We start from the raw sequence: 24,938 nt of genomic DNA, 5'->3' as shown, positions 1-24,938 counted from the left end.
GCTGGATGAACGGGCTGCTCGGTCGTTCGATGCCGGTGCTCGCCAGTGCCGGCGATTCCGCGGCTGGTCAGGAGAATTCGGCGGAAGTGGTCCGGGACGTGATCGCGCGCCTGGTGCCGGGGACGCAATTGCGCGATGGAATCGATCGAATTCTGCGGGCCGGCACCGGTGGTTTGGTGGTGCTCGGATACGACGATCGAGTGGAGCGAATCTGCGACGGCGGATTCGAATTGGATGCCGAATTCGCGCCCACCCGCTTGCGCGAATTATCGAAAATGGATGGTGCGGTTGTGCTTTCCACCGACGGTATGCGGATCGTACGCGCGAATGTGCATTTGGTGCCCGATCCGGGATTGCCGACGGTGGAATCCGGGACCCGGCACAAAGCCGCCGAACGCACCGCGCTGCAGACCGGATATCCGGTGGTGTCGGTGAGCGGTTCCACCGGATTGGTGACCGTGTACATGCAGGGCGGCCGGCATCTGGTGCAGGATTCGGCGACCATCCTGTCGCGGGCCAATCAGGCCATGGCCACGTTGCAGCGCTACCGTTTCCGGCTCGACGAGCTGACCCGCCGGCTGTCCGCGCTGGAGCTGGAGGACTTCGCGACGCTGCGCGACGTGCTGACCGTGCTGCACTGCCTGGAGCTCATGCGCCGCACCGCGGGCGAGATCGAACAGGATGTCCTGGAGCTCGGCGTGGACGGCCGCCAGCTGGCGCTGCAGCTCACCGAATTGGTCGCCGACACCGAGAACCTGCGCCGCCTGCTGGTGCGCGACTACCTGGTCGCCGAGGCGGCGGGGGAGACGCAGGTGGACCGGGCGCTGGCCCGCCTGGACCGGCTCGCCGACGCCGATCTGGTGGAGCTGGCGAATCTGGCTCCGCCCCTTGGCTATCCGGCCACCCCGGAAGCCGTGGAGACCGCGGTCGGCCCGCGCGGTTACCGCCTGCTCGCCCAGATCCCGCGCGTCCCCTTCCGGCGGGTCGAACCCTTGGTCGCCGCGTTCGGCACGCTACGCGCGCTTCTGGAGGCCACTCCGGCCGATCTGGAAGCGGTGGAGGGCATGAATCCCGTACTGGCGCGCCGCATTCGTGAGGGTGTGGCCCGGCTCGGCGACCACCGCCACCCGTGAGCCGCGCCGGAACGACGAAGGCGGCCCGTTCCGTCCGCGAACGCGACAGCTGATTTCGGGACGACCGGGGTAACTCATCGGGTACGCCAGAAGCGGTTCGGCTCCGAACCGCCGCCCCGCATGCCAACTGGCGACGGCTCTCAGCCGTGCGCCGAAGTCGCGGAGAGGCGGAACAGTTCAGGCGATATTGAACGGTTCCGGGGAGCTGCGCACCGAACCCAATTGCGCCACAACGGTGTACGGCCCCGGCGACACGGCGACGCGCTCGCCCGCGCAGCCCGGCGCGGAGGTGGCCCCGGACCAGGTGACGGTGAAGGCGGCCTGCTGGCCCGGATTGAGGGTGCGCACGTCGGGGGTGCCGTCCGGGTAGCAGTCGGTGGAGGCCCACAGCTTGCGCTGCCCGTCCAGCGACTGCACCGACACCAGCTGCAGCCCCGAACCCATGTCCCGTTCGCAGGCGCTGCTGGAGATATTGGTGATGACGATGCCGAACACCGGCTGCTCACCGGTCTTGTAGGTCGGCTGCCCGACATTCACCTTCACTGCCAGGGACTGGTCCGGGCACTGCCCGGAGGCCGCCGGCGCGGCACTGGCGCCGCTGCCGCTGGGCTTGGGCGCGCTCGACTCCGGTGCGCCGGAGGAGCTTCCGGCGGGCTTGTTGGTCGCGCCCGCGGAAGTGGTGGTCTTGCCGTCGGCCTTGGCGTCGTCGCCACCGCCGCCGCGCAGCAGTGCGAAAGCCACCCAGATCACTATCGCGAGGGCGACCACCAGTGCGCCGATCGCGAGTGCGCGACGACGCCAGTAGATTTCCGGCGGCAGCGGTCCATTCGGTTCCAGCACGCTGACAACGGTAAGGGCACCGTCGGACGCATCCCCGGCAGGGTCTCGGCGTGTCGGAGGTGAAACGGCCTACGCGACAGGTACATTTCCGCGCCCGGCGGCGGCGTGGCGGGCCCCGGAAAGACGAAACACCTTGCGGCGCGGTCGGTATCGTCCGCGAGCTCCGCAAGGTGTCCGTTTGGTCCGGTACTACACGACCTCGCCGATATTGCCGATCACGCGGTGCAGCTTGATCTGGCCCTCGCCCAGGTTGTAGGTGACGCAGGCGATGGCGCACTCGCCGGTGGCCACCCGCTGCGAGATGATCATCGAACGCTGCATGAGCAGGCGCGCGGTCTCCTCCACGTGGCGCGCTTCCAGCTCGTCGACCTCGCTCAGGCCCTCGCGCCGCCCGATCAGGATGGACGGCGTCACCCGCTCCACCACGCTGCGAATGAACCCGCCCGGCACATTGCCGTGGTCGAGGGCGTCGATGGTGGCGCGCACGGCCCCGCAGCTGTCGTGACCGAGCACCACGATGAGCGGCACGTTCAGCACCTGCACGCCGTATTCGATGGAGCCGAGCACCGAACTGTCCACCACGTGACCGGCGGTGCGGACCACGAACATATCGCCGAGGCCCTGATCGAAGATGATCTCGGCGGCCACGCGCGAGTCGCCGCAGCCGAACAGAATGGCCTGCGGTTGCTGTCCGGAAACGAGCTTGGCGCGATCGGCGGCCCCCTGGCTAGGGTGCTGCAACGCGCCGTTGACGAAGCGCTCATTCCCTTCACGCAGGGATTTCCAGGCGCTGATCGGGTTGGAATGCGGCATGTGTCCCATTTTCCATACGTCGTCGGTTACCGGCGAGTCTGCGAAGTTACGGTCGGGCAAAGAGGGACCGACCACCTCACACCGCACCCGGTGAGAAGGTGACAGCTGATGTCGTGCGGCGAGGGTAACTCGTCGGGGACGGGCGAAGTGGAGTTCTTGCCGGACCGCCGGTCGCCGGCCCGACGTTCGGGGGCACTCGAGCCTGGCGCTGAAGGCGCGGGGAGGCGGGATAGCTACCATCGCTGGCGTGAGCTCGTGGGGGAAATCCCGGCTCCGGTTGCCGGCAGGAGGTCTTCGTGGACAGCGACGTGCTCATCGACTGGTACGGCGAAACCGCCCGTGATCTGCCGTGGCGGCGGCCGGAGGTGACCGCGTGGCAGATCTTGATGAGCGAGATCATGCTCCAGCAGACCCCGGTGGTTCGGGTGGAACCGATTTGGCGGGAATGGGTCGCGCGCTGGCCGGTGCCCTCGGCCATGGCCGCTGAATCCCAAGGCGAAGTGCTGCGGGCCTGGGGCAAACTCGGGTATCCACGCCGCGCGCTGCGGCTGCACGAATGCGCCCAGGTGCTCGCGCGTGATCACGGTGATGAGGTGCCGACCGATGTCGATGTCCTGCTGAGCCTGCCCGGCATCGGCGCGTACACCGCTCGCGCGGTGGCCTGTTTCGCCTACGGCCAGCGAGTCCCCGTGGTGGACACCAATGTTCGCCGCGTCGTCGCCCGCGCCGTGCACGGCCGCGCCGAAGCGGGCAATCCGGCCGCGCGCGACCTCGCCGAAACCGAAGCGCTGTTGCCCGCCAAGGTGGATCGCGCGGCCGTCTTCTCCGCCGCTCTCATGGAATTGGGCGCGACCGTCTGCACCGCCCGCACCCCCGACTGCGCCCGCTGCCCATTGCCTTCGTGCGCTTGGGTTTCCGCGGGCCGACCGGCGTCCGACGTGGTCCGCCGCGTCCAGAAGTACGAGGGCACCGATCGCCAGGCCCGCGGCCGCCTCCTGGATGTGCTGCGCGCTGCCACCGGCCCCGTCGAACGAGTCCGCTTGGACCTGGCCTGGACTCGCGATCCGGGCCAGCGTGACCGCGCCCTCGACTCGCTGTTGGTCGACGGCCTGATCGAGCAGACCGCCGACGGCCTGTTCGCCCTGGCGGGCGAAGCCTGAAATGCGCGCACCCCTCCCCGCACGGGACGAGGGGGCGTCACGCGGGAAGGGGTGCGGCGGGGCACCATCTGCCGCCCCTCATGCGGCAGATGGCAGCCCCACGCTCTTCGGGGGTCGTGCCGCATCCGGCTGGGCGGCTCAGCTGCGCCGGATGGGTGGAAGAGCGTGAGGTCAGGCGGGAACGAGCGCGCGGCGGCGGGCTCGCGTCCGGGAGCCGACGACACGGCAGACGAGATAGATGGTGAACGAGATGCCGGTGACGAAGGTGGATACCGGCACGCCGGGCGCGAGCGAGAGCAGAATGCCGCCCACCGCCGCGGTTTCGGCGAACACGATGGCCAGGATCGCCGCGCGCGCCGGGCTGGCGGTGAGCTGTGCCGCCGCGGCCGCCGGGGTGATCAGCAGGGAGAGCACCAGCAGCGCGCCGACGATCTGCACGCCGAACGCCGCCGTGATGCCGAGCAGCACCGCGAACACGATGGACAGCGCGCGCACCGGAACACCCCGCGCCACCGCCACTTCCGGGTCGGTGCTGGCGAACAGCAGCGGCCGGTAGATGGCCGCCAGCACGATCAGCACTCCGGCGGTGCAGGTCGCGAGCAGGGTGAGCCCGCTGTTGCCGACGCTCACCACCTGGCCGGTGAGCAGCGAGAACTTGGAGCCCGCGCGTTCCGGGCCGAGCCACAGGAACAGCACCGACAGGCCGAGGCCGAACGAGAGCACCACCGCGATCACCGAATCACGTTCGCGGGCACGGGAACCCAGCACGCCGAACAGGACGGCCGCCACCACCGAGCCGATGATCGCGCCCAGGCCGACGCCGATACCGGCGAGCAGCGCCGCCGCCGCGCCGGTGAGCGAGAGCTCGCTGGTGCCGTGTACCGCGAACGACATCTGCCGGCTGATGATCAGCGGGCCGATCGCCCCGGCCAGCAGGCCGAGCAGCGCCGCCGCCAGCACCGCCTGCTGTACGAAGTCGTAGGACAGCAGGTGCCCGGTGGTGGAGAAGTCGAACATCTTCGAGAAGACGTCGGAGAGTTTGTCGATCATGCCTTGTCCTCGTGGCAGTTCGGATCCTCGCCGTGGCAGTGCCCGGCCGAGCCGAGCGCGTCCATGCTGTCGCCGGTGCCGACCACGACCAGCCGCCCGCGCACGCGCAGTACGTCGACCTGGGTGCGGTAGAGCTCGGAGAGCACCTCGGAGGTCATCACCTCGTCCGGTGTGCCGATCCGGAATTTGCCGTCGACCAGGTACAGCACCCGATCCACCAGCGGCAGAATGGGATTGAGCTCGTGGGTGACGAACAGCACGGCCGTGTCGTGGGTGCGCCGGCGCTTGTCGATCAGCTCCGACACCAGCCGCTGATTGGCCATGTCGAGCGACAGCAGCGGCTCGTCGCACAGCAGCACCCGCGGATCCCCGACCAGCGCCTGCGCCACCCGTAGCCGCTGTTGTTCGCCACCGGAGAGCACGTCCAGCGGCGCGTACGCGAACCGCTCCGCCCCGACGTCCGAGATGGCCTGCGCCACTTTGGCTTTGCGTTCTTTGCGGCCGCGCAGACCGAATCCCCACCGATGTCCGTCCACACCGAGCCCGACCAGATCGACGCCGCGCAATTGCGCCCCGCCGTCGATGGTCTTCTGCTGTGGCACGTACCCGATATCCGGATTCCCGGTGCGCGCCCCGGAGCCCGCGATCTCCACGGTCCCCGCCGACAACTTCACCTGCCCGAGCAGCATTTTCAGCATCGACGTCTTGCCGGACCCGTTCGGCCCCAGCACCGCGATGAACTCGCCCGGCCGCACCTCGAGATCCAGGTCCTGCCACAGCGTGCGCTCCCCGAACGCCAGCCGCGCCCCGGTCAGCCGAACCGCGGGAATCGCGGCTCCCGCGGCGGGCGTGCGGATTTCGGCGGCGGGCGGAGTCGTGTCGGAGGGGCTCGCGGATTCGGTTGCGGGCGGAGTCGTGCCGGAGGTGATCGCGGATTCGGTTGCGGGCGTTGCGTCTTCGTCTACGGCGACGTCGGGGCGGGCGAGCGGCGGTGATACAGCGTGGTGCGCGTTCATGGCGGTGCTCCCGGTGGGGGTTGCGGTCCGGGTGGGGGTCGTGGCTGTCGAACCGGTTCCGGGAGCGGGGAATTCCCCGGACGCCGAGTGGGCGTCCGGGGAATTCCGCCGGGACCGGGATGCGGTCGCGGCGATGTCCTCGCTGAGCGGAACGGTGGGCATGGCGCGGGCCTAGCCGAGCGCCTTGGCCAGGGACTGGGCGTTGGTGGTCATCCACTGCACGTAGTTCTGGCCCTCGGGCAGGGTTTCGGTGACCTCGACGACGGCGACGCCGGCCTTGTCGGCGGTGGCGCGCAGGTCCTTGGTGGCCTTGTCCTCGGTCTGGATGTTGTAGACGAGGGCGCGAACCTGCTTGCCGTTCAACAGGTCTCGCACGGCGGCGACATCGGCGGGGGACGGGTCGGTGCCCTGTTCGACGGCTTCCTGGAAGGAATGCGGGGTGCGGTCGTCGGCCTTGGCGTCCACGAGCAGGTAGTAGGCCAGCGGTTCGGTCTGCAGGACCGGCTGGTTCGGATGCTCGGCCGCGATCTTGGCGATGATGGTCTCGATACCGGTCAGCTGGGTGACGAAGCCGGCGGCGCGATCGGCGTAGCCCTGCTTGTGGTCCGGGTCGAGTTCGCCGAGAGCGTCGGCGATCTGCTCGGCGACGTGGCCGACGGTGTGCGGGTCGTACCAGACGTGCTCGTTGGTATCGCCGTGGTTGTGGCCCGCGGTCTCGGTCGGCTGCGACTTCGCGGCCTCGGCGTGCTCGTCGTGGCCGGAGGCGATCTCGAAGGCGTTGACGGTCTTCTTGTTCTTGCCGCTGATGGCCTTGTCGATGAACTCGTCGTAGCCGCCGCCGTTGTAGACGACCAGCGCGGCATCCTGGATCTTGGTGGCTTCCAGCGGGCTGACCTCGTGCGAGTGCGGGTCGGCGCTGGGATCGGAGATCAGGGACTCGACCTTGGCATCGGAGCCGGCGACGGTCTTGGCGATATCGCCCCACACATTGGTGGAGGCCAGCACGGTGAGCTGATCGGAATCGTGCTTCGAGCTCCCGCAAGCGGTCAGGGTTGCCACTGCGGCGAGCCCTGCGGCGAAGAACGCGAATCCTCGGGCAAATCTCTTGTTCACGCGGTAACTCCTGGAACCTGACGCTTAACTAAAACGAAAACGATTGCCATTAAAATGTAGCGCAAGTGTCCAGCAGGGCAGTAATCCGACCGCCCGGTTGTGGTGGGGGACACGTGGGGGTTGCACCCCCACACCCCCGGTAGAGGAGGATCCTGGCGGCGGCGCGCACGGCGCGGGCGACGGTATGTGGGGCAGGGCGCGCGGTGCGGGAACTCCCGCCGACCCATGGCGGCCACAGCGCAACCGGCCGCTCGAAGCAAGCGGCGCTGCGCTACCCCCCCGAAACGCGGACGGCCCCCGCGAACGTCAGTTCGCGGGGGCCATCTCTCTCAGGTCCGGTAGGACCTACGTGGTCAGCGCGGCGACCGGCTGGCTCAGCAGCTGCGCGCAGCGCAGCAGGCCGAGGTGGCTGTACGCCTGCGGGTGGTTACCCAGGGACCGTTCGGCGACGGGGTCGTACTCCTCGGAGAGGAGACCGGTCGGACCCGCCACATCGACCAGCTGGGCGAAGAGCGCTTCCGCGTCCTCGCGCTTGCCGATGAGCAGATACGCCTCGACCAGCCACGCGGCGCACAGGTGGAAGCCACCTTCACCGCCGGGCAGGCCGTCGTCGTGGTGGTAGCGGTAGACGGTGGAACCGCTGCGGAGTTCGGCTTCGGTCGCGACGACGGTGGCCGCGAAGCGGGGGTCGGAGGGGTCGATCAGACCGCTCAGGCCGATGTGCAGGGTGGCCGCGTCGAGGTCGGTGCCCTCGTAGGCGGCGGTGTAGGACTGCACTTCCTCGTTCCAGCCCTCGGACTTCACCTCGTCGGCGATGGTGTCGCGCAGGGCTTCCCAGTCCAGATCGGCGGGACGGCCGAACTGCCGGGCGAGGGTGAGGGCACGGTCTACGGTGAGCCAGCCCATCACCTTGGAGTACACGTGATGCCGCGGATTGCCGCGGATCTCCCAGATGCCGTGGTCGGGTTCGCGCCAGCGGCGCTGCACCGCGGAAACCATGGCGTGCACCAATTCCCAATCGGCGTCGGGCAGCGCCTTGGCCGGATCGGTGATGCCCTTGCGCTCGCGCGCGTGGGCCAGCTGCGAGATCAGGTCCACGATGGGACCGAAAACGTCCAGCTGCACCTGCATGTTCGCCGCGTTGCCGACGCGCACCGGCCGCGATCCGGCATAGCCGGGCAGCTGGTCGATGACGGCCTCGGGCGGCAGGGTCTCGCCGTAGAGCGTGTAGAGCGGGTGCAGCCGTTCGGGTCCCGGCAGGGTCTCCAGCACCCGGTGCACCCAGGCCAGCAGCTCCTCGGCCTCGCCGACCGAGCCCAGCGAGACCAGCGCGGACGCCGTCAGCGAGGCATCGCGCAGCCAGCAGTAGCGGTAGTCCCAGTTGCGCACGCCGCCGATGTCCTCGGGCAGCGAGGTGGTGGCCGCCGCCAGGATGGAACCGGACGGTGCGTGCACCAGCCCGCGCAGGGTGAGCGCGGACCGCTTCATGAGGTCGGGCTTGAGCGGCGGCAGTTCCAGCGTGCCGACCCATTCCGACCAGTACCGTTCGGCTTCCCGCCGCCGGTCCGCCTCGGGGGTCATGGCGGGGGCGAGATCGGAGGTGCCGCAGCGCATTTCGAGCACGATCGGGCCCTGTGCGGGATCGACCACGGCCCGCGCGGTGTGATGGTTGCCCTCGTCGAGGATCTCCCACTCCACGCCGGGGGAGCGCAGCACGATCGGATCGTTGGTGCCCTGCACCTTCAAACCGCCGGCCGCGTGCACGATGCGCACCGGCACCTGACCGAATTCCGGTCGCGGCGCGAAGGTGATGACCGCCTTGGCGTCACCGGTGATGACGCGGGTCAGGTCGGTGCGCTCGGGGACGACATCGTGCGGCAGGTAGTCCACCACCTGCAAACTGGACCAACGGGTTTCGACGGTCATGGTGCCGTCCACGTACCGCTGCGACAGCGGCAGGCCCGCGCGCTCCGGCTGGATGGTGAAGTGGCCCGCGCCCGGCCCGCCGAGCAGGTGCGCGAACACCGCCGCCGAATCGGGTTCGGGATGGCACAGCCAGGTGATGGTGCCGTCCGGGGTGACAAGGGCTTTGGAGCGCGGGCTGGCCAGCATGGTCAGCCGCTCGATTCGAGGGGCGCTGGCACCTGCCAACCATGTGCGGCGTTCCTCGAGCAGGAACGCCAGCGCCTTCGACACCTCCTCGGTGCTGGCGACTCGGTACTTGGCGAGGCTTTCCCCGTCGCCCACCTTGATGCCGACATCGGGCCCGGAGAGCCGTTTGAAGGCCTTCTCGTCCGTGACGTCGTCACCGATGAACACCGCCGCCGAAGCGCCCTGCTGATGCCGGACGATGTCGAGGGCCGCGCCCTTGTCGGTCTCGACGACCGCGAGTTCGATGACTTCCTTGCCCTCGGTGATCTGCACGCCCACCCAGCTGGCGGGGCCCTGCCGGACCTGAACCAGTGCGCGGCGGCCGATTTCGGGGCTGGCATTGCGGACGTGCAGTGCCACGGAGGCGGGTTTGATCTCGACCGTCGCGCCGGGATTGTCCTGCGCGATCTGGGTGAGGGTCGAGGTGACCTCTTGCAGTAGTTGTTTGGCGTCGTTGTCGATGGCGTGCACGAAGCCGACATCGAATTCGGAACCGTGGCTGCCGATGAGTTGGACCTCGACGGGCAGCCGGGACAGGGCCGCGAGATCTCGCAGGGCACGCCCGGAGATGACGGCGGCGGTGGTGCCGGTGAGGGAAGCCAGGGCGCGCAGGGCGCTGACGGATTCCCTATGGGGATAGGCCTTCGCGGGGTCGGAGACGATGGGCGCGATGGTCCCGTCGTAGTCCGAAGCGACCAGCAGCCGTGGCACGCGGGCGATGGCCGCCAACGCACGGCGAAGTTCGAGTGGCAAATCCTGTGCGCTCACGCATCCAACCTAATGATCGGAGGAGATTTTTCAGGGCGCGAGTGATGCTACTGGGTACTGGTTTCCCCTTCGTATGTGTGGTGATACATAGCGTTTACAAGACACTTGCGTCTCGTTCACCGATTGTCCGGTTCCGCTGTGCGAACCCCCCTTGACCAGTCACGTTGTAGCAACAACGAAAAGGCCCGCCCACTCTCCGGCAGTGGACGGACCTTCGTCACACCCGGCGAACGCCCGCCGGGCGTTCGCGCGGTGCTACTTCTTGCTGTCTCCGATGAGGAGGTCGACGGTCAACTCGAGGCGCTCGGTGACGTCGGTGGCGGAGGCGCGGCGGGTGAGCCAGGCGACCAGGTTGGAGAGCCAGACGTCGGAGATGACGCGGGCGATGGCGAGCTGGCGCTCGGTGGGGTTCTCGTCGGCGAGGGCGCGGGCGAAGAACCGGTCCATGACCTTGCCCACCCGGTCGACTTCGGCCGCGGCCGAGGCGTCGGCGAACATGAACGCGCGGGTCATGGCCTCGGTGAGCAGGGGGTCGCGCTGCATGGCGCGGGTGACCTGGGTGAGCAGCAGGTGCATGCGCTCCTGCGCGGTGGCGCCGACCAGCGGCTTGCGGCGGCCCTCGAAGGTCTCGAATTCCCGGGCCAGGGCCGACACCAGCAGGTGCACCTTGGACGGGAAGTACCGGTAGAGCGTGCCGACGGCGACATCGGCGCGTTCGGCGACGGCCCGCATCTGCACCGCGTCGTAGCCGCCCTTGGAGGCGAGCGCGAGGGTGGCGTCGAGAATGCGTTTGCGCCGGTCGCGCTGCGCGGCCGAGCTGAGGTCCTCCTCGCTGAGCGTGGTCACGGGCGCGGTGCGCGCGGCGGCCACCTGATCGGCTGCTGCTTGCGATCGGGAGGGACTGGCCATCGGTTGAAAGTCCTTTCCTGCACGAATCGTTCGGTCATCTCACCCAGTCGTCCGGTGGCGGTGGGCTACGAGTTCGTACCGCGACCTGACGGCGCTTGACTTCCGCCCGGCCTGAACATTAGAACATGTTCTAGGAGCGGAAGTCACTCCGGAAAGGCGGTATGGAGTGTGACCATAGCCACCACTGACGAGCATAAAGCCGTTCAGGAGTCGATGCGCGGATGGGCCGCGGCGGTGCGTCCAATTGCAACAATGCGAACCGGAGCACCGGAATATTGGCGCGAATATTGGTCGCGCCTGGCCGAACTCGGAATTTTCCGGGTCGCGGTCCCGGAGGAGAACGGCGGAGCTGGTGGTTCCGTCGGGGATCTGGCTGTCCTGGTGGAGCAGGCGGCGCATGATCTGGTCGGCGGTCCCGTGCTCTCGACGGCATTGGCTGGTCTCGTTGCCGGCGAGATGCTCGACGAGGATACGCCGTGCGGCGTGGCTCTCGGGGGCGAAATCGCAATATCCGCCGGGGAATCCGGTGTGATCTTGTCCGGTGAGTGGGACTCGGTCCTGGGCGCTGCCCCGGGCACCGCCGTCCTGCTCCCGATCGTCGATGGCGACCGGTCACTCTGGTGCCTGGTCGACGCCGACGCCGCCGGTCTGCGCATCGAGCCCCTCGACGCCATCGACCGCAGCACCCCGCTGGCCAAGGTCAGCTGCTCGGATGTTGCTGTCGCGCCGGAAAAGATCTTCCAGCCGCGGCAGCGCGTGCTGGACCTGGCCGCCGTGCTGGTTGCCGCCGAGGCCGCCGGCCTCGCGGGCTGGTGCCTGGAGACCGCCGTCGAATACGCCAAGGTGCGTGAGCAATTCGGCAAGAAAATCGGCGAATTCCAAGCGGTGAAACACATTTGCGCCTGGATGCTGTGCCGGGCCGAGCAGATTCGCGCGGTCGCCGCCGATGCCGCGCACGCCGTCGACACCGGTAGCCCCGAACTGCCGCTGGCCGCCGCCATTTCCCTGGTGGTCGCGCTCGATGCCGCCGTCGAGACCGCCAAGGACTGCATTCAGGTGCTCGGTGGAATCGGTTTCACCTGGGAGCACGACGCCCACCTGTACCTGCGCAAGGCCACCGCCATCCGCCAGTTGCTGGGCGGCAGCGCCCGCTGGCGGGCCCGGGTCGCGGAACTGACCCTGGCGGGCCAGCGCCGCACCGTGGGCCTGGACCTGGGTGACGGCGAGGGCGAAGCCGATTGGGACACCGTCGGTTTGGATGCCGGTGAAGCGGCCGTGCTGGCCGCCGATCTCGCCAAGATCGCCGCCCTGCCGCCGGAGCAGCAGCGCGTCGCGCTGGCCGAATCCGGCCTGCTGGCCTCGCACTGGCCCAAGCCGTACGGCCGGGGCGCGGGCCCGATCCTGCGCACCTTCCTCGACGATCAGGTCCGCAAGGCCGGGATCGAACTGCCCGAGCTGGCCATTGCCAACTGGGCGATTCCGACCCTGCTGCAATGGGGTTCGCCCGAGCAGATCGAGCGCTACGCGCTGCCGACGCTGACCGGCGATGTGCTCTGGTGCCAGCTGTTCTCCGAGCCGGGCGCGGGTTCCGATCTCGCGGCGCTGCGCACCACGGCGACCCGGGTCGAGGGCGGCTGGAAGCTCCAGGGCCAGAAGGTCTGGACCTCGCTCGCCGACAAGGCGACCTGGGGCATCTGCCTGGCGCGCACCGACGGTGACGCCCCCAAGCACAAGGGCATCTCCTACTTCCTGGTGGATATGAAGTCCGCCGGGATCGATATCCGCCCGCTGGTCGAGATCACCGGCGAGGCGCGTTTCAACGAGGTCTTCCTGGACGATGTCTTCGTCCCGGACGATTGCTTGGTCGGTCAGCTCGGCAATGGGTGGAAGATCGCCCGTTCCACGCTGTCGGCGGAGCGGGTCGCCATGGGCGGCAAGGGAATCGGCGACGAGCTGGAGGCCATGATCGCCGCCGCTCCGAAGTCGGGCCCCGGCGCCGAACGGGTGGCGGACCGACTCGGAGGACTCATCTCCGAATCGGTCGCTGGAACTTTGCTGGAAGCTCGTGCCGCGCAGAAGCTGCTGTCCGGTGGAGATCCTGGACCGCAGTCCAGCGTGCGCAAGCTGGTCGGTGTCAGACACCGCCAGGCGGTCGCCGAATTTGCGGTCGAATTGTCCGGTGCGGCGGGTGCTCTCGAGACCGATGTGGTGAAAGAATTCCTGCTCACACGCTGTTTGTCGATTGCTGGCGGTACCGAGCAGATTCTGTTGACCGTCGCCGGTGAACGGATCCTCGGACTGCCGCGCGAGTCGCACGGCTAGCCCACCCTTCAACCGGGAGTATGGAATTGGACTTCACGCGGGACGAGAGCCAGGATGCTGTCGCCGAGGTTGTCGTAAGTTTGCTGGAGCACGATAGCGCGCGCGATATCAAGCTCTGGCCGGTCATTGCCGAGTCCGGACTGCTGGCCCTGCCGCTGCCCGAACGCTTCGGCGGCGACGAGATGGGGCTGCTGGAGGTGTCGACGCTGCTCACCGAGCTGGCCACCGATGCCGTGCAGACCCCGGCGCTGAGCACCCTGGGCTTCGGCGTGCTGCCCCTGCTGGCCATCGGGGCGCCGGATGCGCTGGCGGAGAAGGTGTTTCCGGCCGTCGCGCAGGGTGCGGTGCTGACCGCCGCCCTGCACGAGACCGGCTCGCCGTTCACCGTGAAGCCCGAGACCACGGCCACGCCGGACGGCGTCACCGTGCGCATCACCGGCCGCAAGGTGGCGGTGCCGTACGCGGACACCACGCGCTGGCTGCTGGTGCCCACCGACAGCGGTATCGCCGTGGTGGACGGTGACGCCCCCGGCATCACCAAGACCGCGAGCCCCACTTCCGATGGCGTGCCGGAGTTCTCGGTGGCCTTCGACGAGGTGCAGATCCCGGCCGAGCAATTGCTGCCCGGCGGGCTGACCGAACTGCACCGCTTCGCGCTGGCGAGCATCGGCTCGGTGGCCGACGGCCTGCTCAAGGGCGTCATCGCGCTGACCGCCGAACATGTCCGCACCCGGCAGCAGTTCGGCCGCGCGCTGGCCGAATTCCAGGCTGTCGCACAGCAGATCGCCGATGTCTACGTGGTCTCGCGGACGCTGCACGCCGCGAACACCTCGGCCAACTGGGCGCTCGCGCAGGACGACGACTCCGCCGAACACCTGGACCGCATCGACGACGATCTGGACGTGCTGGCCTATACGGTGGCCTCCGAGCTGCCTGCGGCCATGCAGAAGTGCCATCACCTGCACGGTGGTCTCGGCGTCGATATGACCCACCCGTTGCACCGCTACTACTCACAGGCCAAGGACATCGCGCGCTGGCTCGGCGGCGAATCGTTCCGGCTGGATCGCTTGGGAGCCAGATGTTCATCGAACTGACCGCGGAACAGCGGCAGCTGCGCGACGAATTGCGTTCGTACTTCACCGGTCTCGTGACTCCCGAAGAGGAGGCCGAGATGCTGGTGAACCGCCACGGCGATGCCTATCGCGCGGTGGTGAAGCGGATGGGCGCGGACGGCAAGCTCGGCCTCGGCTGGCCCGTCGAATACGGCGGGCAGGGTTTCGGCCCGCTGGAACAGCAGATCTTCTACAACGAGGCCGTGCGCGCGGACGTGCCGGTGCCGCTGGTCACCCTGCTGACCGTCGGCCCGGCGCTGCAGAGTTTCGGCACGCCGGAGCAGAAGCAGAAGTTCCTGCCCGGGATCCTCACTGGTGACGTGCATTTCGCCATCGGATACTCGGAGCCGGACGCGGGGACCGACCTGGCGGCGCTGCGCACCAGCGCCGTGAAGGACGCGAACGGCGACTGGATCGTCAACGGGCAGAAGATCTTCACCACCGGTGCGCACGAGGCCGATTACATCTGGCTGGCGGTGCGCACCGGGACGGTGGAATCCCGGCACAAGGGCATCACGATCCTGATCGTCGATACCAAGGATCCGGGCTACTCCTGGACGCCGATCATCACCGCCGACGGCGCGCATCACACCAATGCCACCTACTTCGACAATGTGCGCGTGCCCGCGAACATGATCGTCGGGGAGGAGAACGGCGGCTGGAAGCTCATCACCACCCAGCTCAATCACGAGCGCGTCAGCCTCGGCCCGTCGGGCAAGATCGAGCAGCTCTACGAGCGGGTGCGCGAATGGGCGCAGAAGCAGGGCGTGCTGGGTGAGCAGGAAGTGCGCCGCTCGCTGGGCCGCCTGCACGCCATGGTCCGGCTGAACGAACTGCTGAACTGGCAGGTGGCGTCCAATATGGAACGCCCCGACGCGAATCCGGCCGATGTCATCTCCGATGCCTCCGCCACCAAGGTGTTCTCCACCGAGGCGCTGCAGGAGGCCGGCCGCCTGGCCGAGGAGATCGTGGGCCGCTACGGCGATCCCGCCGAACCCGCCACCGCGGACCTGCTGGTGTGGCTGGACCGCCGCACCAAGCAGAACCTGGTGGTCACCTTCGGCGGCGGCGTCAACGAGATCATGCGCGAGCTGATCGCCCAGATGGGCCTGCGGCTGCCGCGGGTGCCCCGATGAAGGACGAGATCATGCGGCTGGGTCCGATTGCCCAGATGGGCCTGCGGCTGCCCCGCGTGCCGCGATAGGAGTTTCAGCGTGACAACGAGTTTCACGGCCGACGAGATCCGCGCGGGCCTGGAGAAGATCAAGGCCGACGGTGAGTCCGCGCCGCGCGCGGGGCGGGATCCGATCAATCAGCCCATGATCAACAACTGGGTCGAGGCGCTCGGCGACGCCAACCCGATCTACGTGGACGAGGCCGCCGCGAAGGCGGCCGGGCATCCCGGGATCGTGGCCCCGCCCGCCATGGCGCAGGTGTGGACCATGCTGGGACTGGGCGGCGTGCGCGCCGACGACGACCCGATGACCCGCACCAACGAGCTGTTCGACGCGGCCGGGTTCACCTCGGTCGTGGCCACCAACTGCGATCAGGTCTACCACCGGTACCTGGAGCTGGGCGAGCAGGTGACGGTGCGCACCAGCATCGGAGACATCGTGGGGCCCAAGAAGACCGGGCTCGGCGACGGGTGGTTCACCACCTACCTCACCAACTGGTACGTCGGCGACGAGCTCGTCACCGAGATGAAGTTCCGGATGCTGAAGTTCGCGCCCGGGACCGGAAAGACGGCTGCCCCCGAGGAATCCGGCGAGGTTTCGGCGGAGGATCTGGCCAAGCGGGTGCGGCCCACGGTCTCCAAGGACACCGAATTCTTCTGGGAGGGCACCAAGCTCGGCGAGCTGCGCATCCAGCAGCGGCCCGACGGTTCGCTCCAGCATCCGCCGGTGCCGGCGCTGTGGAAGGACCACACGGAGCAGACCGACTACGTCGTGGCCTCGGGCCGCGGCACCGTGTTCAGCTTCGTGGTGCACCACGCGCCCAAGGTGCCGGGACGGCAGCTGCCGTACGTGATCGCCCTGGTCGAGCTGGAAGAGGGCGTGCGCATGCTCGGTGAGCTGACCGGCGTCGACGCGTCCGAGGTCGAGATCGGCCTGCCGGTCGAGGCCGCGTTCCTGAAGATCGACGACGACAACACCGTGCCCTACTGGAAGGCTGTCCGATGACATCCACCATCGAACCGGCCACCGTCGCCGTCGGAACGGTTTTGCCGGAGTTGGCGATTCATGCCGACCCCACCTTCATCATCGCCACCGCGCTGGCGACGCGGGATTTCCAGGACGTGCACCACGACCGGGACAAGGCGGTCGCGCGGGGGTCCAAGGACATCTTCGTCAATATCCTCACCGACACCGGTCTGGTGCAGCGCTTCGTCACCGACTGGGCCGGTCCGGCCGCGCGGGTGAAGTCCATCTCGCTGCGCCTGGGCGTGCCGCTGTACGCCGGTGACACGCTGACGCTTTCCGGCACCGTGACCGAGATCGAGGGATCCGACGTCACCATCCAGGTCACCGGCAGCGACAGCCTCGGTGATCACATCGTGGCGAAAGCCGTTATCTCTCTTCAGGAGGCCCAGCAGTGACGGGCACCAGCCGCCGGACCGCGATCGTCGGCATCGGCGCGACGGATTTCTCCAAGGACTCCGGTCGCAGTGAACTGCGCCTGGCCGCCGAGGCGGTCACCGCGGCGCTCGCCGACGCGGGCCTGACGCCCGCCGACGTGGACGGCCTGACGACCTTCACCATGGACACCAACACCCAGGCCGCCGTGGCCCGGGCCAGCGGTATCCCGAGCCTGAAGTTCTTCTCCAACATCCCGTTCGGCGGCGGCGCGGCCGCCGCCACCGTGCAGCACGCCGCGCTCGCGGTGGCCACGGGCGTCGCGGATGTCGTTGTCGCGTACCGGGCTTTCAACGAGCGCTCCGGAAATAGGTTCGGGCAGTTCGCGACTCACCTCGCGACCGGCAACCCCAGCTCCTCGGGCGTCGACAACGCCTTCTCCTACACGCACGGCCTGGGCACCCCGGCCGCGCAGGTGGCGATGGTGGCGCGGCGCTACATGCACGTATACGGCGCGCGCAGTGAGGATTTCGGCCGCATCGCGGTCGCCGATCGCAAGCACGCCGCCGTGAATCCGGCCGCGCACTTCTACGGCAAGCCGATCACCCTGGAGGAGCACCAGGCCTCGCGCTGGATCGCGGAGCCGCTGCACCTGCTGGATTGCTGCCAGGAGACCGACGGCGGCGTGGCCATCGTCATCACCAGTGCCGAGCGGGCCAAGGATCTGCCCAACAAGCCGGCGCTGATCGCCGGGGCCGCACAGGGTTCCGGAGCCGATCAGTACGTCATGACCAGCTATTACCGCGATGCCATGACCGGCCTGCCGGAAATGGGCCTGGTCGGTGATCAGCTGTGGGCGCAGAGCGGGCTGACCCCGGCCGATATGCAGGCCGCCATCCTGTACGACCACTTCACGCCCTTCGTGCTCATGCAGCTCGAGGAGCTCGGGTTCTGCGGTCGCGGCGAGGCCAAGGACTTCATCAAGGACGGGGCCATCGAGATCGGCGGCAAGCTGCCGTTGAACACGCACGGCGGTCAGCTGGGCGAGGCGTACATCCACGGCATGAACGGCATCGCCGAGGGCGTGCGCCAGATTCGCGGCACCTCGGTGAATCAGGTCGAGGGCCTGGAGAACATCGTGGTCACGGCCGGTACCGGCGTGCCCACCTCCGGTCTGGTGCTGACCTCGAACTAGCCTCGCCCGCAGGGTGATTCGTAAGCACCCCCGAGCGCTCCGGACGGCGCTCGGGGGTGTTCCGCGTTGCGAGGGTTGTGCCGCCGACGAGAGTGAGTGTACAGTCACTCACATGGCAAAGCGCGGAGTTTCCCTCTCCACCTCGGATGTGCGGCGCGAGGCGGTCGTCGACGCGGCGATCACCGAATTCGCCCGGACCGGGTACCACGGCACGCCCACCACGGCGGTCGCGGCGAGTGCGGGCATCTCCACCGCCTATGTCTTCAAGCTGTTCCCGTCGAAGGTGGGGTTGTTCGTGGCGGCGCTCGATCGCTGCTTCGAATTGGTGGAGAAGTCCCTGGCCACCGGTGCTGCGCGGGTTCCGGGCGCGGATCCCGAAGCCGTCCTGCACGAAATGGGCGGGGCCTACGCCGAACTCATCGCCGACAAGCGATTGCTCATGCTCCAGGTGCACGCCCAGTCGGCGGCCGATATCGCCGATATCGCCGACGCGGTGCGGCGCGGACTGGCGCGGGTCACCGACTACGCCAAGGCCCGCTCCGGTGCGTCCGACGAAGCGGTGCAGCGCTTCATGGCCTACGGCCAGCTGTGCCATCTCATCACCACGCTCGGATTGGAAGGCGGCGAAGGCGGCTGGGCCGCGGTGCTCACCGCCGGCATTCGCCACTACCCGGAAACGCCCGGGGCTTCCGCCGTCGGGAAGACCGCGGAAACCGCCCACACGGCCTGATTTTTCGGCCCCGATGCTCGGGGCCTTTCTTTCACCTATCGGGTGACTGAGTAGTCACTCACCATGAATCGAGGAATCTCATGTCCACCACCACCGAAATCCTGCTCCCCGGCCTCGTGGAACCGCACGAACTGCGCACCGTCCAGCGCGAACTCCCGCCGCCCGCCCGGGGCCAGGCCCTCGTCCGCGTCGAAGCCACCGGCGTCTCCTTCGCCGAACAGCAGATGCGCCGCGGCAAGTACTACGACCAGCCCGCCTTCCCCTTCGTCCCCGGCTACGACCTGGTCGGCACGGTCGAAACCCTCGGTCCCGGAACCGATCCCGCGCTCCTCGGCCGCCGCGTCGCCGCGCTGACCAAGATCGGCGGCTGGGCCACCCGGGTGCTGGTGGACGCCGCCGACCTGGTCCCCGTCCCCGAGAACCTGGATCCGGCCGCCGCCGAAACCTTCGTCGTCAACGGCATCACCGCCTGGCAGATGCTGCACCGCCACGCGAAAGTCCGTGCCGGGCAGACCATCCTGGTGCACGGCGCCAACGGGGGAGTGGGCTCGACCCTGGTGCAGTTGGCCCGCCTGGCCGGCGTCCGGGTGATCGGCACCGCCTCGGCCCGCAATGCCGAAGCCGTGGCGGCGCTCGGCGCGACCCCGGTCGATTACCGCGGCGACGTCACCGCCCAGGTGCGAGCCCTCGCGCCCGATGGCGTGGACGCGGTCTTCGACCATGTCGGCGGCCCCGGCATCCTCGACTCCTTCCGCCTGCTCGCCCCCGGCGGCACCCTCGTCGCCTACGGCAGCGCCGCCACCAAGAACGAGACCGGCAACTCCCGCCTCCCCGTCCTGGCTCTCTTCGCCCGCCTGCTGCTCTGGAATGCCCTGCCCAACAAGCGCTCCGCGCACTTCTACAACATCTGGGCCGGTCTGCGCCGCCGCTCCGCCTTCCGCGCCCGCCTGGCCGAGGATCTGACCGCGGTGCTCGCCCTGGCCGCCCGCGGCGAACTGGATCCCCAGATCGCCGCCCGCTTCCCGCTCACCGCCGCCGGCGACGCCCTCGCCCTGGCCGAATCCCGCACCGTCACCGGCAAAGTCGTGCTGCTGCCGCAGGCCGGCTGATCGGGCGGGCCGGGCGTGGAACACGAGTTCCGGGTCCGGGTCCGGCGTAGATTGGGCCGCAGGACTAGATCGGGAGGCCGGGCATGAAGTTGCCGAGTCGGTTGAACAAGTATTCGGTGGCCAGTCAGGAAATGGCGTTCGGGGAGCCGGTGGAGACGCCGGACGGCTCCACGGTGATCACCGTGAGTTCCAATGGCCTGCTGGGGAACCGGGCGATCGGGGTGTTCGTGGTGCACGGGGGCCAGGTGAAGTTCGAGGCGGCGGTGGATGCCGGGCGGGTGGCGATCCTCGGGGTGCTGACCGGGCTGGTGGCGGCGGCCCTCGCTACCGCGGCGATGGTGCGGCGGCCGCCGTGGCCGGACGTGCGGATCACGAAGACGCGCTGAGCTGGGCGGTCAGGATGCGGGCCAGTTGATTCACGCTGGCCGGGGTGCCCGGGGCGAGTTCGGTCCGGGCGCCGGCGAAGCGGTCGAAGATCGCTCCCTCGATGACGGCGATGAGATCGGCCGCGGCGGTGTCGGGGTCGTCGGCGTGCAGCGCGTGGAAGAGCCCGGCGGCGTGGTGATGGGAGAAGAGGGAACCGACCAGCTTCTCGTGCAGGCCGGGGTCGGCCAGCAGGTCGACGATCAGGGCGTGGCGGGTGATCAGATGATTACGGCGCTGCGCCAGTAGCCGATCCAGCCAGACCGCCATGCCGTGCGCTATGTCGCGCGGCTCGAGTCCGGTGGGCGGCGGGGTGCTGCCGTCGGCCTGGGCGGCGGCGAAATCGGTGCGCGAGCGGGTGGCGATGCGATCGACGATGGCTTCGATCAGGGCGCGCTTGGTGCGGAAGTAGTAGGACGTCGAGCCGGCGGGGAGCTCCAGGGCGGTATCGAGGGCGCGATGGGTGAGCGCCCGGAGTCCCTGGGCGGCAATCAGATCGATGGCGCTCTCCACGATCAGGGAGCGGCGGTCCGTTGTGGGAGTGGTCACCTTTGTTCCTTTGCGGCTGCGGAATCCTCTACAACTATAGAGGAAGCTCTACTGATGTAGAGGATGTGGGAGGTAGTCATGGACACGCAGACCGTGGTGCTCGACGCGGACCAGCAGGCCGCCGCGGACCGGCTGGCCGAGATCGCGGCCCGGGTGGGCAAGCGGTGGCGGCGGCCGCGCGGGCTGTACCTGTACGGCGGCCCGGGGCGCGGCAAGACCATGCTGATGGACCGGTTCTTCGCGTCGGTGCCGTCGAAGCACAAGCGGCGCTTCCACTTCCACAGCTTCTTCGCCCGGTTGAACGCGGGCGTGCACGAATACGGCTCCATCGACGCCTCGGCCGACGCCCTGCTCGGCGATGCCGAACTGCTCTGCTTCGACGAGTTCCACGTGCACGACGCCGGGGACGCGCGGCTGGTGGAGCGGCTGCTGGACCGGCTCTTCGCCCGGCACATCACGCTCGTGGTGACCTCGAACTATCCGCCGGAGCAGCTGCTGCCGAACCCCTTGTTCCACCCCATGTTCGAGCCCGCCATCGCCGAGATCGTCGCGCACCTGGACGTGCTGGCGGTGGACGGCCCGCAGGATTACCGCAAGATCCACGGCCGGCACACCGGATTCGCGGCGGGGGAGTACGTGGTCGGCGCGTGCCCGGTCACCGGAACCGCCGAAGTGCCGGTGGCGCACCGGCTCATGCACGCCCGCGCGGCCGGGAACGGGGCGATCACCGTCGATTTCGCGGAGATCTGCGGCATCCCGGTGTCGGCGGCCGACTTCCTGGAACTCGCGGCGGAATACAAGGTGTGGACCGTGTGCGGCGTCCCGGACCTCACCACGGTGCCCCCGGATTGGGTCATGCGTTTCGTGAACCTCGTGGACGTGCTCTACGACGCGGACCTGCCGCTGTCGATCTGGGCCGACCGCGGCCTGGACGAGCTGGGCGAACAGGTGCGGCGGGTGCCGGATCTGTACCGCACGCTGAGCCGGCTCGGGGAACTGCGGACGCTGCGCGCCGAGCGGGTCGGATAGCTCCGGGCGTCCGGCGGGCGACCGGGGCGTGAACGCGCCGACTTGATCGACTCTCGAGGTTCATTTGCCGTCCACGCGGACGCGGTCGGGTGTTGCTGGCCGCTTTCTACCGTGCAGGGAGGAGGTAGCACCGAACCGGAGGGGAACCGATGCGAAACCTCGAGCAGGCGAGCGAACCCGAGTGGGCACGGGGTTCCGGGCCGCGTGATGCGAGCGTCCCCGGCACCCGATTGCGGGTGCTCGTCGTCGCCGAATCCTTTCTCCCCCAGGTCAATGGCGTCACCAATTCGGTGCGGCGGGTGCTGGACCATCTCGCCGCCAAGGGGCACGAAGCCGAGCTGATGGCCCCCACCGGGCCCGCCCGGTACGCCGGCTTCCGGGTGCACGTGGTGCGCGGCGCACGGCTGCCGTTCTACCGGGACTTCCGGATCGGGCTGGAGACCCGGCGGCGACTCCGCAAGATCATGCGGGAGTTCCGGCCGGATGTCGTGCACATCGCCTCGCCCGCGACCCTGGGCTATCAGGCCGCGAGAGTGGCCGGGGAACTGGATGTTCCGACCGTGGCCATCTATCAGACCGACCTAGTCGGTTTCGCGGAGCGCTACGACCTGCCGGGTGGGGTGCGGACCATGGCCGCGCTCACCCGGCGCATTCATTTACAGGTCGATCGCACCCTGGCGCCCTCCACCGCGAGCCTGCGGCAGCTGGAGCTGATGGGCGTGCCCGGGCTGGCGCGCTGGCCGCGCGGGGTGGACCTGCAGCAGTTCGGGCCTTTCCAGCGGTCGGAGGAACTGCGAAAGCGCTTGGCGCCCAACGGTGAAGCGCTGGTCGGTTATATCGGCCGCCTCGCCCCCGAGAAGGAACTCGAACTGCTGGCCCACCTGCGGGAGGTGCCGGGCGTCCGGCTGGTCGTCGTCGGCGGCGGGCCGGAGGAGAAGCGACTGCGCAAACTGCTCCCCGATGCGGCGTTCCTCGGCGTGCTGCACGGCGCGGAACTGGGCGCGGCCTACGCCTCGCTCGACGTGTTCGTGCACACCGGCCGGCACGAAACCTATTGCCAGGCGGCGCAGGAGGCCCTCGCCTCCGGGGTGCCCGTGGTCGCGCCCCGCTCCGGCGGGCCGATCGACGTGGTCGCGCCCGGCGCCGGATTCCTTTATCCCCCGGGCGATGCCGAGGCCATGGTGACGCTGGTGCGCCGCCTGGTCGAGGATGCCGAGCTGCGTGAGCAGACCGCCGCCACCGCGCAGCGCAGTGTCCAATCCCGCTCCTGGGCGGCCGTCAACGATCTGCTCGTCCGCCACTACCGCGAGGTGATCGCGGAGCGGCTGCACCCGGGTTCGGGTGTGCTCCCGCGCAAGAAAGAGGCCTCCTGATGCTCCGCATCTCTGTCATCGGCACCGGATACCTCGGCGCCACCCATGCCGCGGGCATGGCCGAGCTGGGTTTCGAAGTGCTCGGCGTGGACAACAATCCGGCCAAGGCGGCCGCGCTGTCGGCGGGACGGGTGCCGTTCCACGAGCCCGGGCTGCCGGAACTGCTCGCCGGGCACGTGGCCGGCGGCCGATTGCGCTTCGGCACCTCGCTCACCGAGGCCGCGCGCTTCGCCGACATCCACTTCCTGTGCGTGGGAACGCCGCCCGGCGTGAACGGGGCGGCCGATCTGTCGCAGCTGCATTCGGCGCTGGACGGCTTGGTGCCGCATCTGACCCGCAATACGCTCATCGTCGGCAAGTCCACCGTCCCGGTGGGCACCGCCGAGGCGCTCACCGCCCGCATCGCCGAGCTGGCGCCGGAAGGCATTTCGGTCGAGCTGGCGTGGAATCCGGAATTCCTGCGCGAGGGGCACGCCGTCTTCGACACCCTGCACCCGAACCGGCTCGTCTTCGGCGTCACCAGCCCGGACGCGGAATGGGCGCTGCGCCAGGTGTATTCGACGCCGATCGCGGCCGGGGCGCCGGTGGTGGTGACCAACCTGCCCACCGCCGAGCTCATCAAGGTCTCGGCCAATGCCTTTCTCGCCACGAAGATTTCGTTCATCAACGCGATGGCGGAACTGTGCGAACTGACCGGGGCCGATGTCACCCAGCTGGCCGACGCGCTCGGCCACGACGACCGCATCGGGCGTAAATTCCTCGGCGCCGGACTGGGTTACGGCGGCGGCTGTCTGCCCAAGGACATCCGCGCCCTGATCGCCCGCGCGGATGAACTCGGCGCCGGCGACTCCGTGGCCTTCCTCCGCGACATCGACGCCGTGAACCTGCGCCGCCGCGACCGCGTGGTCGGCCAGACCTTGAACATCCTGCGCGCCAACGGATCTCTGCCCGCGAACGGCATCGCGTCCGACGGATCAGGTCCCGTGGCGCGGGTGGGCATCCTCGGCGCGGCCTTCAAGCCGCTCTCCGACGACGTCCGCGACTCCCCGGCCCTCGACGTCGCCACCCGACTGCACACCGCCGGTCTCGAGGTGGCGGTCTTCGACCCCGCCGCCACCGAAACCGCCCGGGCCGTGGCCCCGCAACTCACCTACGCCGCCACCCCCGCCGCCGCCCTGCACGAAGCGGACATCGTCCTGCACCTCACCGAATGGAGCGAATTCCGGGACCTGGACCCGGTCTTCCTCCGCACGGTGGCCCGCGGCCGGGTGATCCTCGACGCCCGCAACACCCTCGATCCCCATGCCTGGCTGGCGGCCGGCTGGGACTTCCGGGCGCTCGGCCGCCTGGTCGAACCCCGCACTTCCGCAATCGAATCCACGGCGCCGGCGGCTTACCCGGCTCGCACTCCGGTCCGCCCGGTCCCCGAACCGGACCCCGCGCTCGTCGCGTCGCCCTTCACCCGCCTCCGCGCCCGCGTGCGCCGCAGCGCCTGAGCTTTCCCGACCGGACCCGGTGGCCCGCGAGCAGCGCGCGCCGCCGGGTCCGTCGTCGTATCCCCGAGGCGTTC

23 protein-coding genes are annotated in these 24,938 nt (G+C 69.1%); 15 read left to right on the top strand and 8 right to left on the bottom strand.

From position 1 onward, the window contains the following. The first annotated feature begins 29 nt into the window (after nucleotides 1-29). Nucleotides 30-1,133: a DNA integrity scanning diadenylate cyclase DisA gene (gene disA / locus LTV02_RS29100; RefSeq protein WP_233041739.1), complete on the top strand. Its 1,104-nt coding sequence runs from the start codon at nucleotides 30-32 to the stop codon at nucleotides 1,131-1,133. Nucleotides 1,134-1,310: 177 nt separating this feature from the next. Here disA and LTV02_RS29095 read toward each other — a convergent pair whose 3' ends face one another. Both LTV02_RS29095 and LTV02_RS29090 read right to left on the bottom strand, forming a co-directional pair. After that, nucleotides 1,311-1,973: a DUF4232 domain-containing protein gene (locus LTV02_RS29095; RefSeq protein ID WP_067718803.1), complete on the bottom strand. Its 663-nt coding sequence runs from the start codon at nucleotides 1,971-1,973 to the stop codon at nucleotides 1,311-1,313. A 189-nt stretch (nucleotides 1,974-2,162) separates the two neighbouring features. Further along, on the bottom strand, nucleotides 2,163-2,786 hold the full coding sequence (locus LTV02_RS29090; protein ID WP_067718807.1) for a carbonic anhydrase: 624 nt from the start codon (nucleotides 2,784-2,786) through the stop codon (nucleotides 2,163-2,165). Between the two features lie 296 nt (nucleotides 2,787-3,082). Between LTV02_RS29090 and LTV02_RS29085 the strand changes: the two genes are divergently transcribed. Beyond that, nucleotides 3,083-3,946 (top strand): HhH-GPD family protein, encoded by an 864-nt coding sequence (locus LTV02_RS29085; RefSeq protein WP_233035021.1) that lies wholly within the window; start codon nucleotides 3,083-3,085, stop codon nucleotides 3,944-3,946. A 171-nt stretch (nucleotides 3,947-4,117) separates the two neighbouring features. Here the strand turns inward: LTV02_RS29085 and LTV02_RS29080 are convergent, their stop codons facing one another. Both LTV02_RS29080 and LTV02_RS29075 read right to left on the bottom strand, forming a co-directional pair. After that, nucleotides 4,118-4,996, bottom strand: coding sequence for a metal ABC transporter permease (locus LTV02_RS29080; RefSeq protein WP_233035020.1), 879 nt, complete (start codon nucleotides 4,994-4,996; stop codon nucleotides 4,118-4,120). Beyond that, nucleotides 4,993-5,826 (bottom strand): metal ABC transporter ATP-binding protein, encoded by an 834-nt coding sequence (locus LTV02_RS29075; RefSeq protein WP_408639426.1) that lies wholly within the window; start codon nucleotides 5,824-5,826, stop codon nucleotides 4,993-4,995. Before LTV02_RS29075 ends, LTV02_RS29080 begins: the two co-directional genes overlap by 4 nt. A 226-nt stretch (nucleotides 5,827-6,052) precedes the next feature. Here LTV02_RS29075 and LTV02_RS39350 point away from each other — a divergent pair, with 226 nt between their 5' ends. Continuing rightward, nucleotides 6,053-6,187, top strand: coding sequence for a hypothetical protein (locus LTV02_RS39350; RefSeq protein ID WP_269821568.1), 135 nt, complete (start codon nucleotides 6,053-6,055; stop codon nucleotides 6,185-6,187). On the opposite strand, the gene LTV02_RS29070 is transcribed toward LTV02_RS39350, so the two are convergent. The 3 genes from LTV02_RS29070 to kstR all read right to left on the bottom strand — a co-directional run bounded on the left by LTV02_RS29070 (nucleotide 6,184) and on the right by kstR (nucleotide 10,953). Further along, nucleotides 6,184-7,125, bottom strand: coding sequence for a metal ABC transporter solute-binding protein, Zn/Mn family (locus LTV02_RS29070; RefSeq protein WP_233035018.1), 942 nt, complete (start codon nucleotides 7,123-7,125; stop codon nucleotides 6,184-6,186). The genes LTV02_RS39350 and LTV02_RS29070 overlap by 4 nt on opposite strands. Nucleotides 7,126-7,470: 345 nt before the next feature. Next, complete coding sequence (otsB, locus tag LTV02_RS29065) at nucleotides 7,471-10,044, bottom strand: trehalose-phosphatase (protein ID WP_067718815.1); 2,574 nt, start codon at nucleotides 10,042-10,044, stop codon at nucleotides 7,471-7,473. Between the two features lie 255 nt (nucleotides 10,045-10,299). Beyond that, entirely contained in the window at nucleotides 10,300-10,953 is a 654-nt protein-coding gene (gene kstR, locus LTV02_RS29060; RefSeq protein ID WP_233035017.1) for a cholesterol catabolism transcriptional regulator KstR, read from the bottom strand. A 168-nt stretch (nucleotides 10,954-11,121) separates the two neighbouring features. Here kstR and LTV02_RS29055 point away from each other — a divergent pair, with 168 nt between their 5' ends. From LTV02_RS29055 to LTV02_RS29015, 9 genes are all read left to right on the top strand, one after another. Further along, entirely contained in the window at nucleotides 11,122-13,275 is a 2,154-nt protein-coding gene (locus tag LTV02_RS29055; RefSeq protein WP_233035016.1) for an acyl-CoA dehydrogenase, read from the top strand. Between the two features lie 26 nt (nucleotides 13,276-13,301). Continuing rightward, nucleotides 13,302-14,369 carry an acyl-CoA dehydrogenase family protein gene (locus tag LTV02_RS29050; protein ID WP_233035015.1) on the top strand — a complete coding sequence of 356 codons (1,068 nt, stop codon included), beginning with the start codon at nucleotides 13,302-13,304 and terminating at the stop codon, nucleotides 14,367-14,369. Continuing rightward, nucleotides 14,354-15,523, top strand: a complete 1,170-nt coding sequence (locus LTV02_RS29045) for an acyl-CoA dehydrogenase family protein (protein WP_067718825.1) — start codon at nucleotides 14,354-14,356, stop codon at nucleotides 15,521-15,523. Before LTV02_RS29050 ends, LTV02_RS29045 begins: the two co-directional genes overlap by 16 nt. Before the next feature lie 78 nt (nucleotides 15,524-15,601). Continuing rightward, nucleotides 15,602-16,567, top strand: a complete 966-nt coding sequence (locus LTV02_RS29040; protein ID WP_233035014.1) for a bifunctional MaoC family dehydratase N-terminal/OB-fold nucleic acid binding domain-containing protein — start codon at nucleotides 15,602-15,604, stop codon at nucleotides 16,565-16,567. Then, on the top strand, nucleotides 16,564-16,983 hold the full coding sequence (locus LTV02_RS29035) for a MaoC family dehydratase (protein WP_233035013.1): 420 nt from the start codon (nucleotides 16,564-16,566) through the stop codon (nucleotides 16,981-16,983). The genes LTV02_RS29040 and LTV02_RS29035 overlap by 4 nt, the downstream gene beginning before the upstream one ends. Further along, nucleotides 16,980-18,155, top strand: coding sequence for a lipid-transfer protein (locus LTV02_RS29030; RefSeq protein ID WP_233035012.1), 1,176 nt, complete (start codon nucleotides 16,980-16,982; stop codon nucleotides 18,153-18,155). The genes LTV02_RS29035 and LTV02_RS29030 overlap by 4 nt, the downstream gene beginning before the upstream one ends. A gap of 112 nt (nucleotides 18,156-18,267) precedes the next feature. Beyond that, a complete protein-coding gene (locus tag LTV02_RS29025; RefSeq protein WP_233035011.1) occupies nucleotides 18,268-18,885 on the top strand; it encodes a TetR/AcrR family transcriptional regulator in 618 nt (205 codons plus the stop codon). 80 nt (nucleotides 18,886-18,965) lie between these two features. Continuing rightward, entirely contained in the window at nucleotides 18,966-19,994 is a 1,029-nt protein-coding gene (locus LTV02_RS29020; RefSeq protein WP_233035010.1) for a medium chain dehydrogenase/reductase family protein, read from the top strand. An 83-nt stretch (nucleotides 19,995-20,077) separates the two neighbouring features. Next, nucleotides 20,078-20,380 (top strand): hypothetical protein, encoded by a 303-nt coding sequence (locus LTV02_RS29015; protein ID WP_233035009.1) that lies wholly within the window; start codon nucleotides 20,078-20,080, stop codon nucleotides 20,378-20,380. On the opposite strand, the gene LTV02_RS29010 is transcribed toward LTV02_RS29015, so the two are convergent. Next, on the bottom strand, nucleotides 20,364-20,966 hold the full coding sequence (locus LTV02_RS29010; RefSeq protein ID WP_233035008.1) for a TetR/AcrR family transcriptional regulator: 603 nt from the start codon (nucleotides 20,964-20,966) through the stop codon (nucleotides 20,364-20,366). The genes LTV02_RS29015 and LTV02_RS29010 overlap by 17 nt on opposite strands. A 78-nt stretch (nucleotides 20,967-21,044) precedes the next feature. Here LTV02_RS29010 and zapE point away from each other — a divergent pair, with 78 nt between their 5' ends. The 3 genes from zapE to LTV02_RS28995 all read left to right on the top strand — a co-directional run bounded on the left by zapE (nucleotide 21,045) and on the right by LTV02_RS28995 (nucleotide 24,864). Continuing rightward, nucleotides 21,045-21,995 carry a cell division protein ZapE gene (gene zapE / locus LTV02_RS29005; protein WP_233035007.1) on the top strand — a complete coding sequence of 317 codons (951 nt, stop codon included), beginning with the start codon at nucleotides 21,045-21,047 and terminating at the stop codon, nucleotides 21,993-21,995. 149 nt (nucleotides 21,996-22,144) lie between these two features. After that, entirely contained in the window at nucleotides 22,145-23,368 is a 1,224-nt protein-coding gene (locus tag LTV02_RS29000; RefSeq protein WP_408639269.1) for a glycosyltransferase family 4 protein, read from the top strand. Further along, entirely contained in the window at nucleotides 23,368-24,864 is a 1,497-nt protein-coding gene (locus LTV02_RS28995; RefSeq protein ID WP_233035006.1) for a UDP-glucose dehydrogenase family protein, read from the top strand. Before LTV02_RS29000 ends, LTV02_RS28995 begins: the two co-directional genes overlap by 1 nt. Nucleotides 24,865-24,938 lie beyond the last annotated feature (74 nt).

Origin of the sequence: Nocardia yamanashiensis, assembly GCF_021183565.1 — a bacterium.
In the GTDB taxonomy this organism is placed as follows: Bacteria; Actinomycetota; Actinomycetes; order Mycobacteriales; family Mycobacteriaceae; genus Nocardia; species Nocardia yamanashiensis.
The sequence above is the reverse complement of the archived record's forward strand: the minus strand, read 5'-3'. Positions and strand labels throughout refer to the sequence as shown.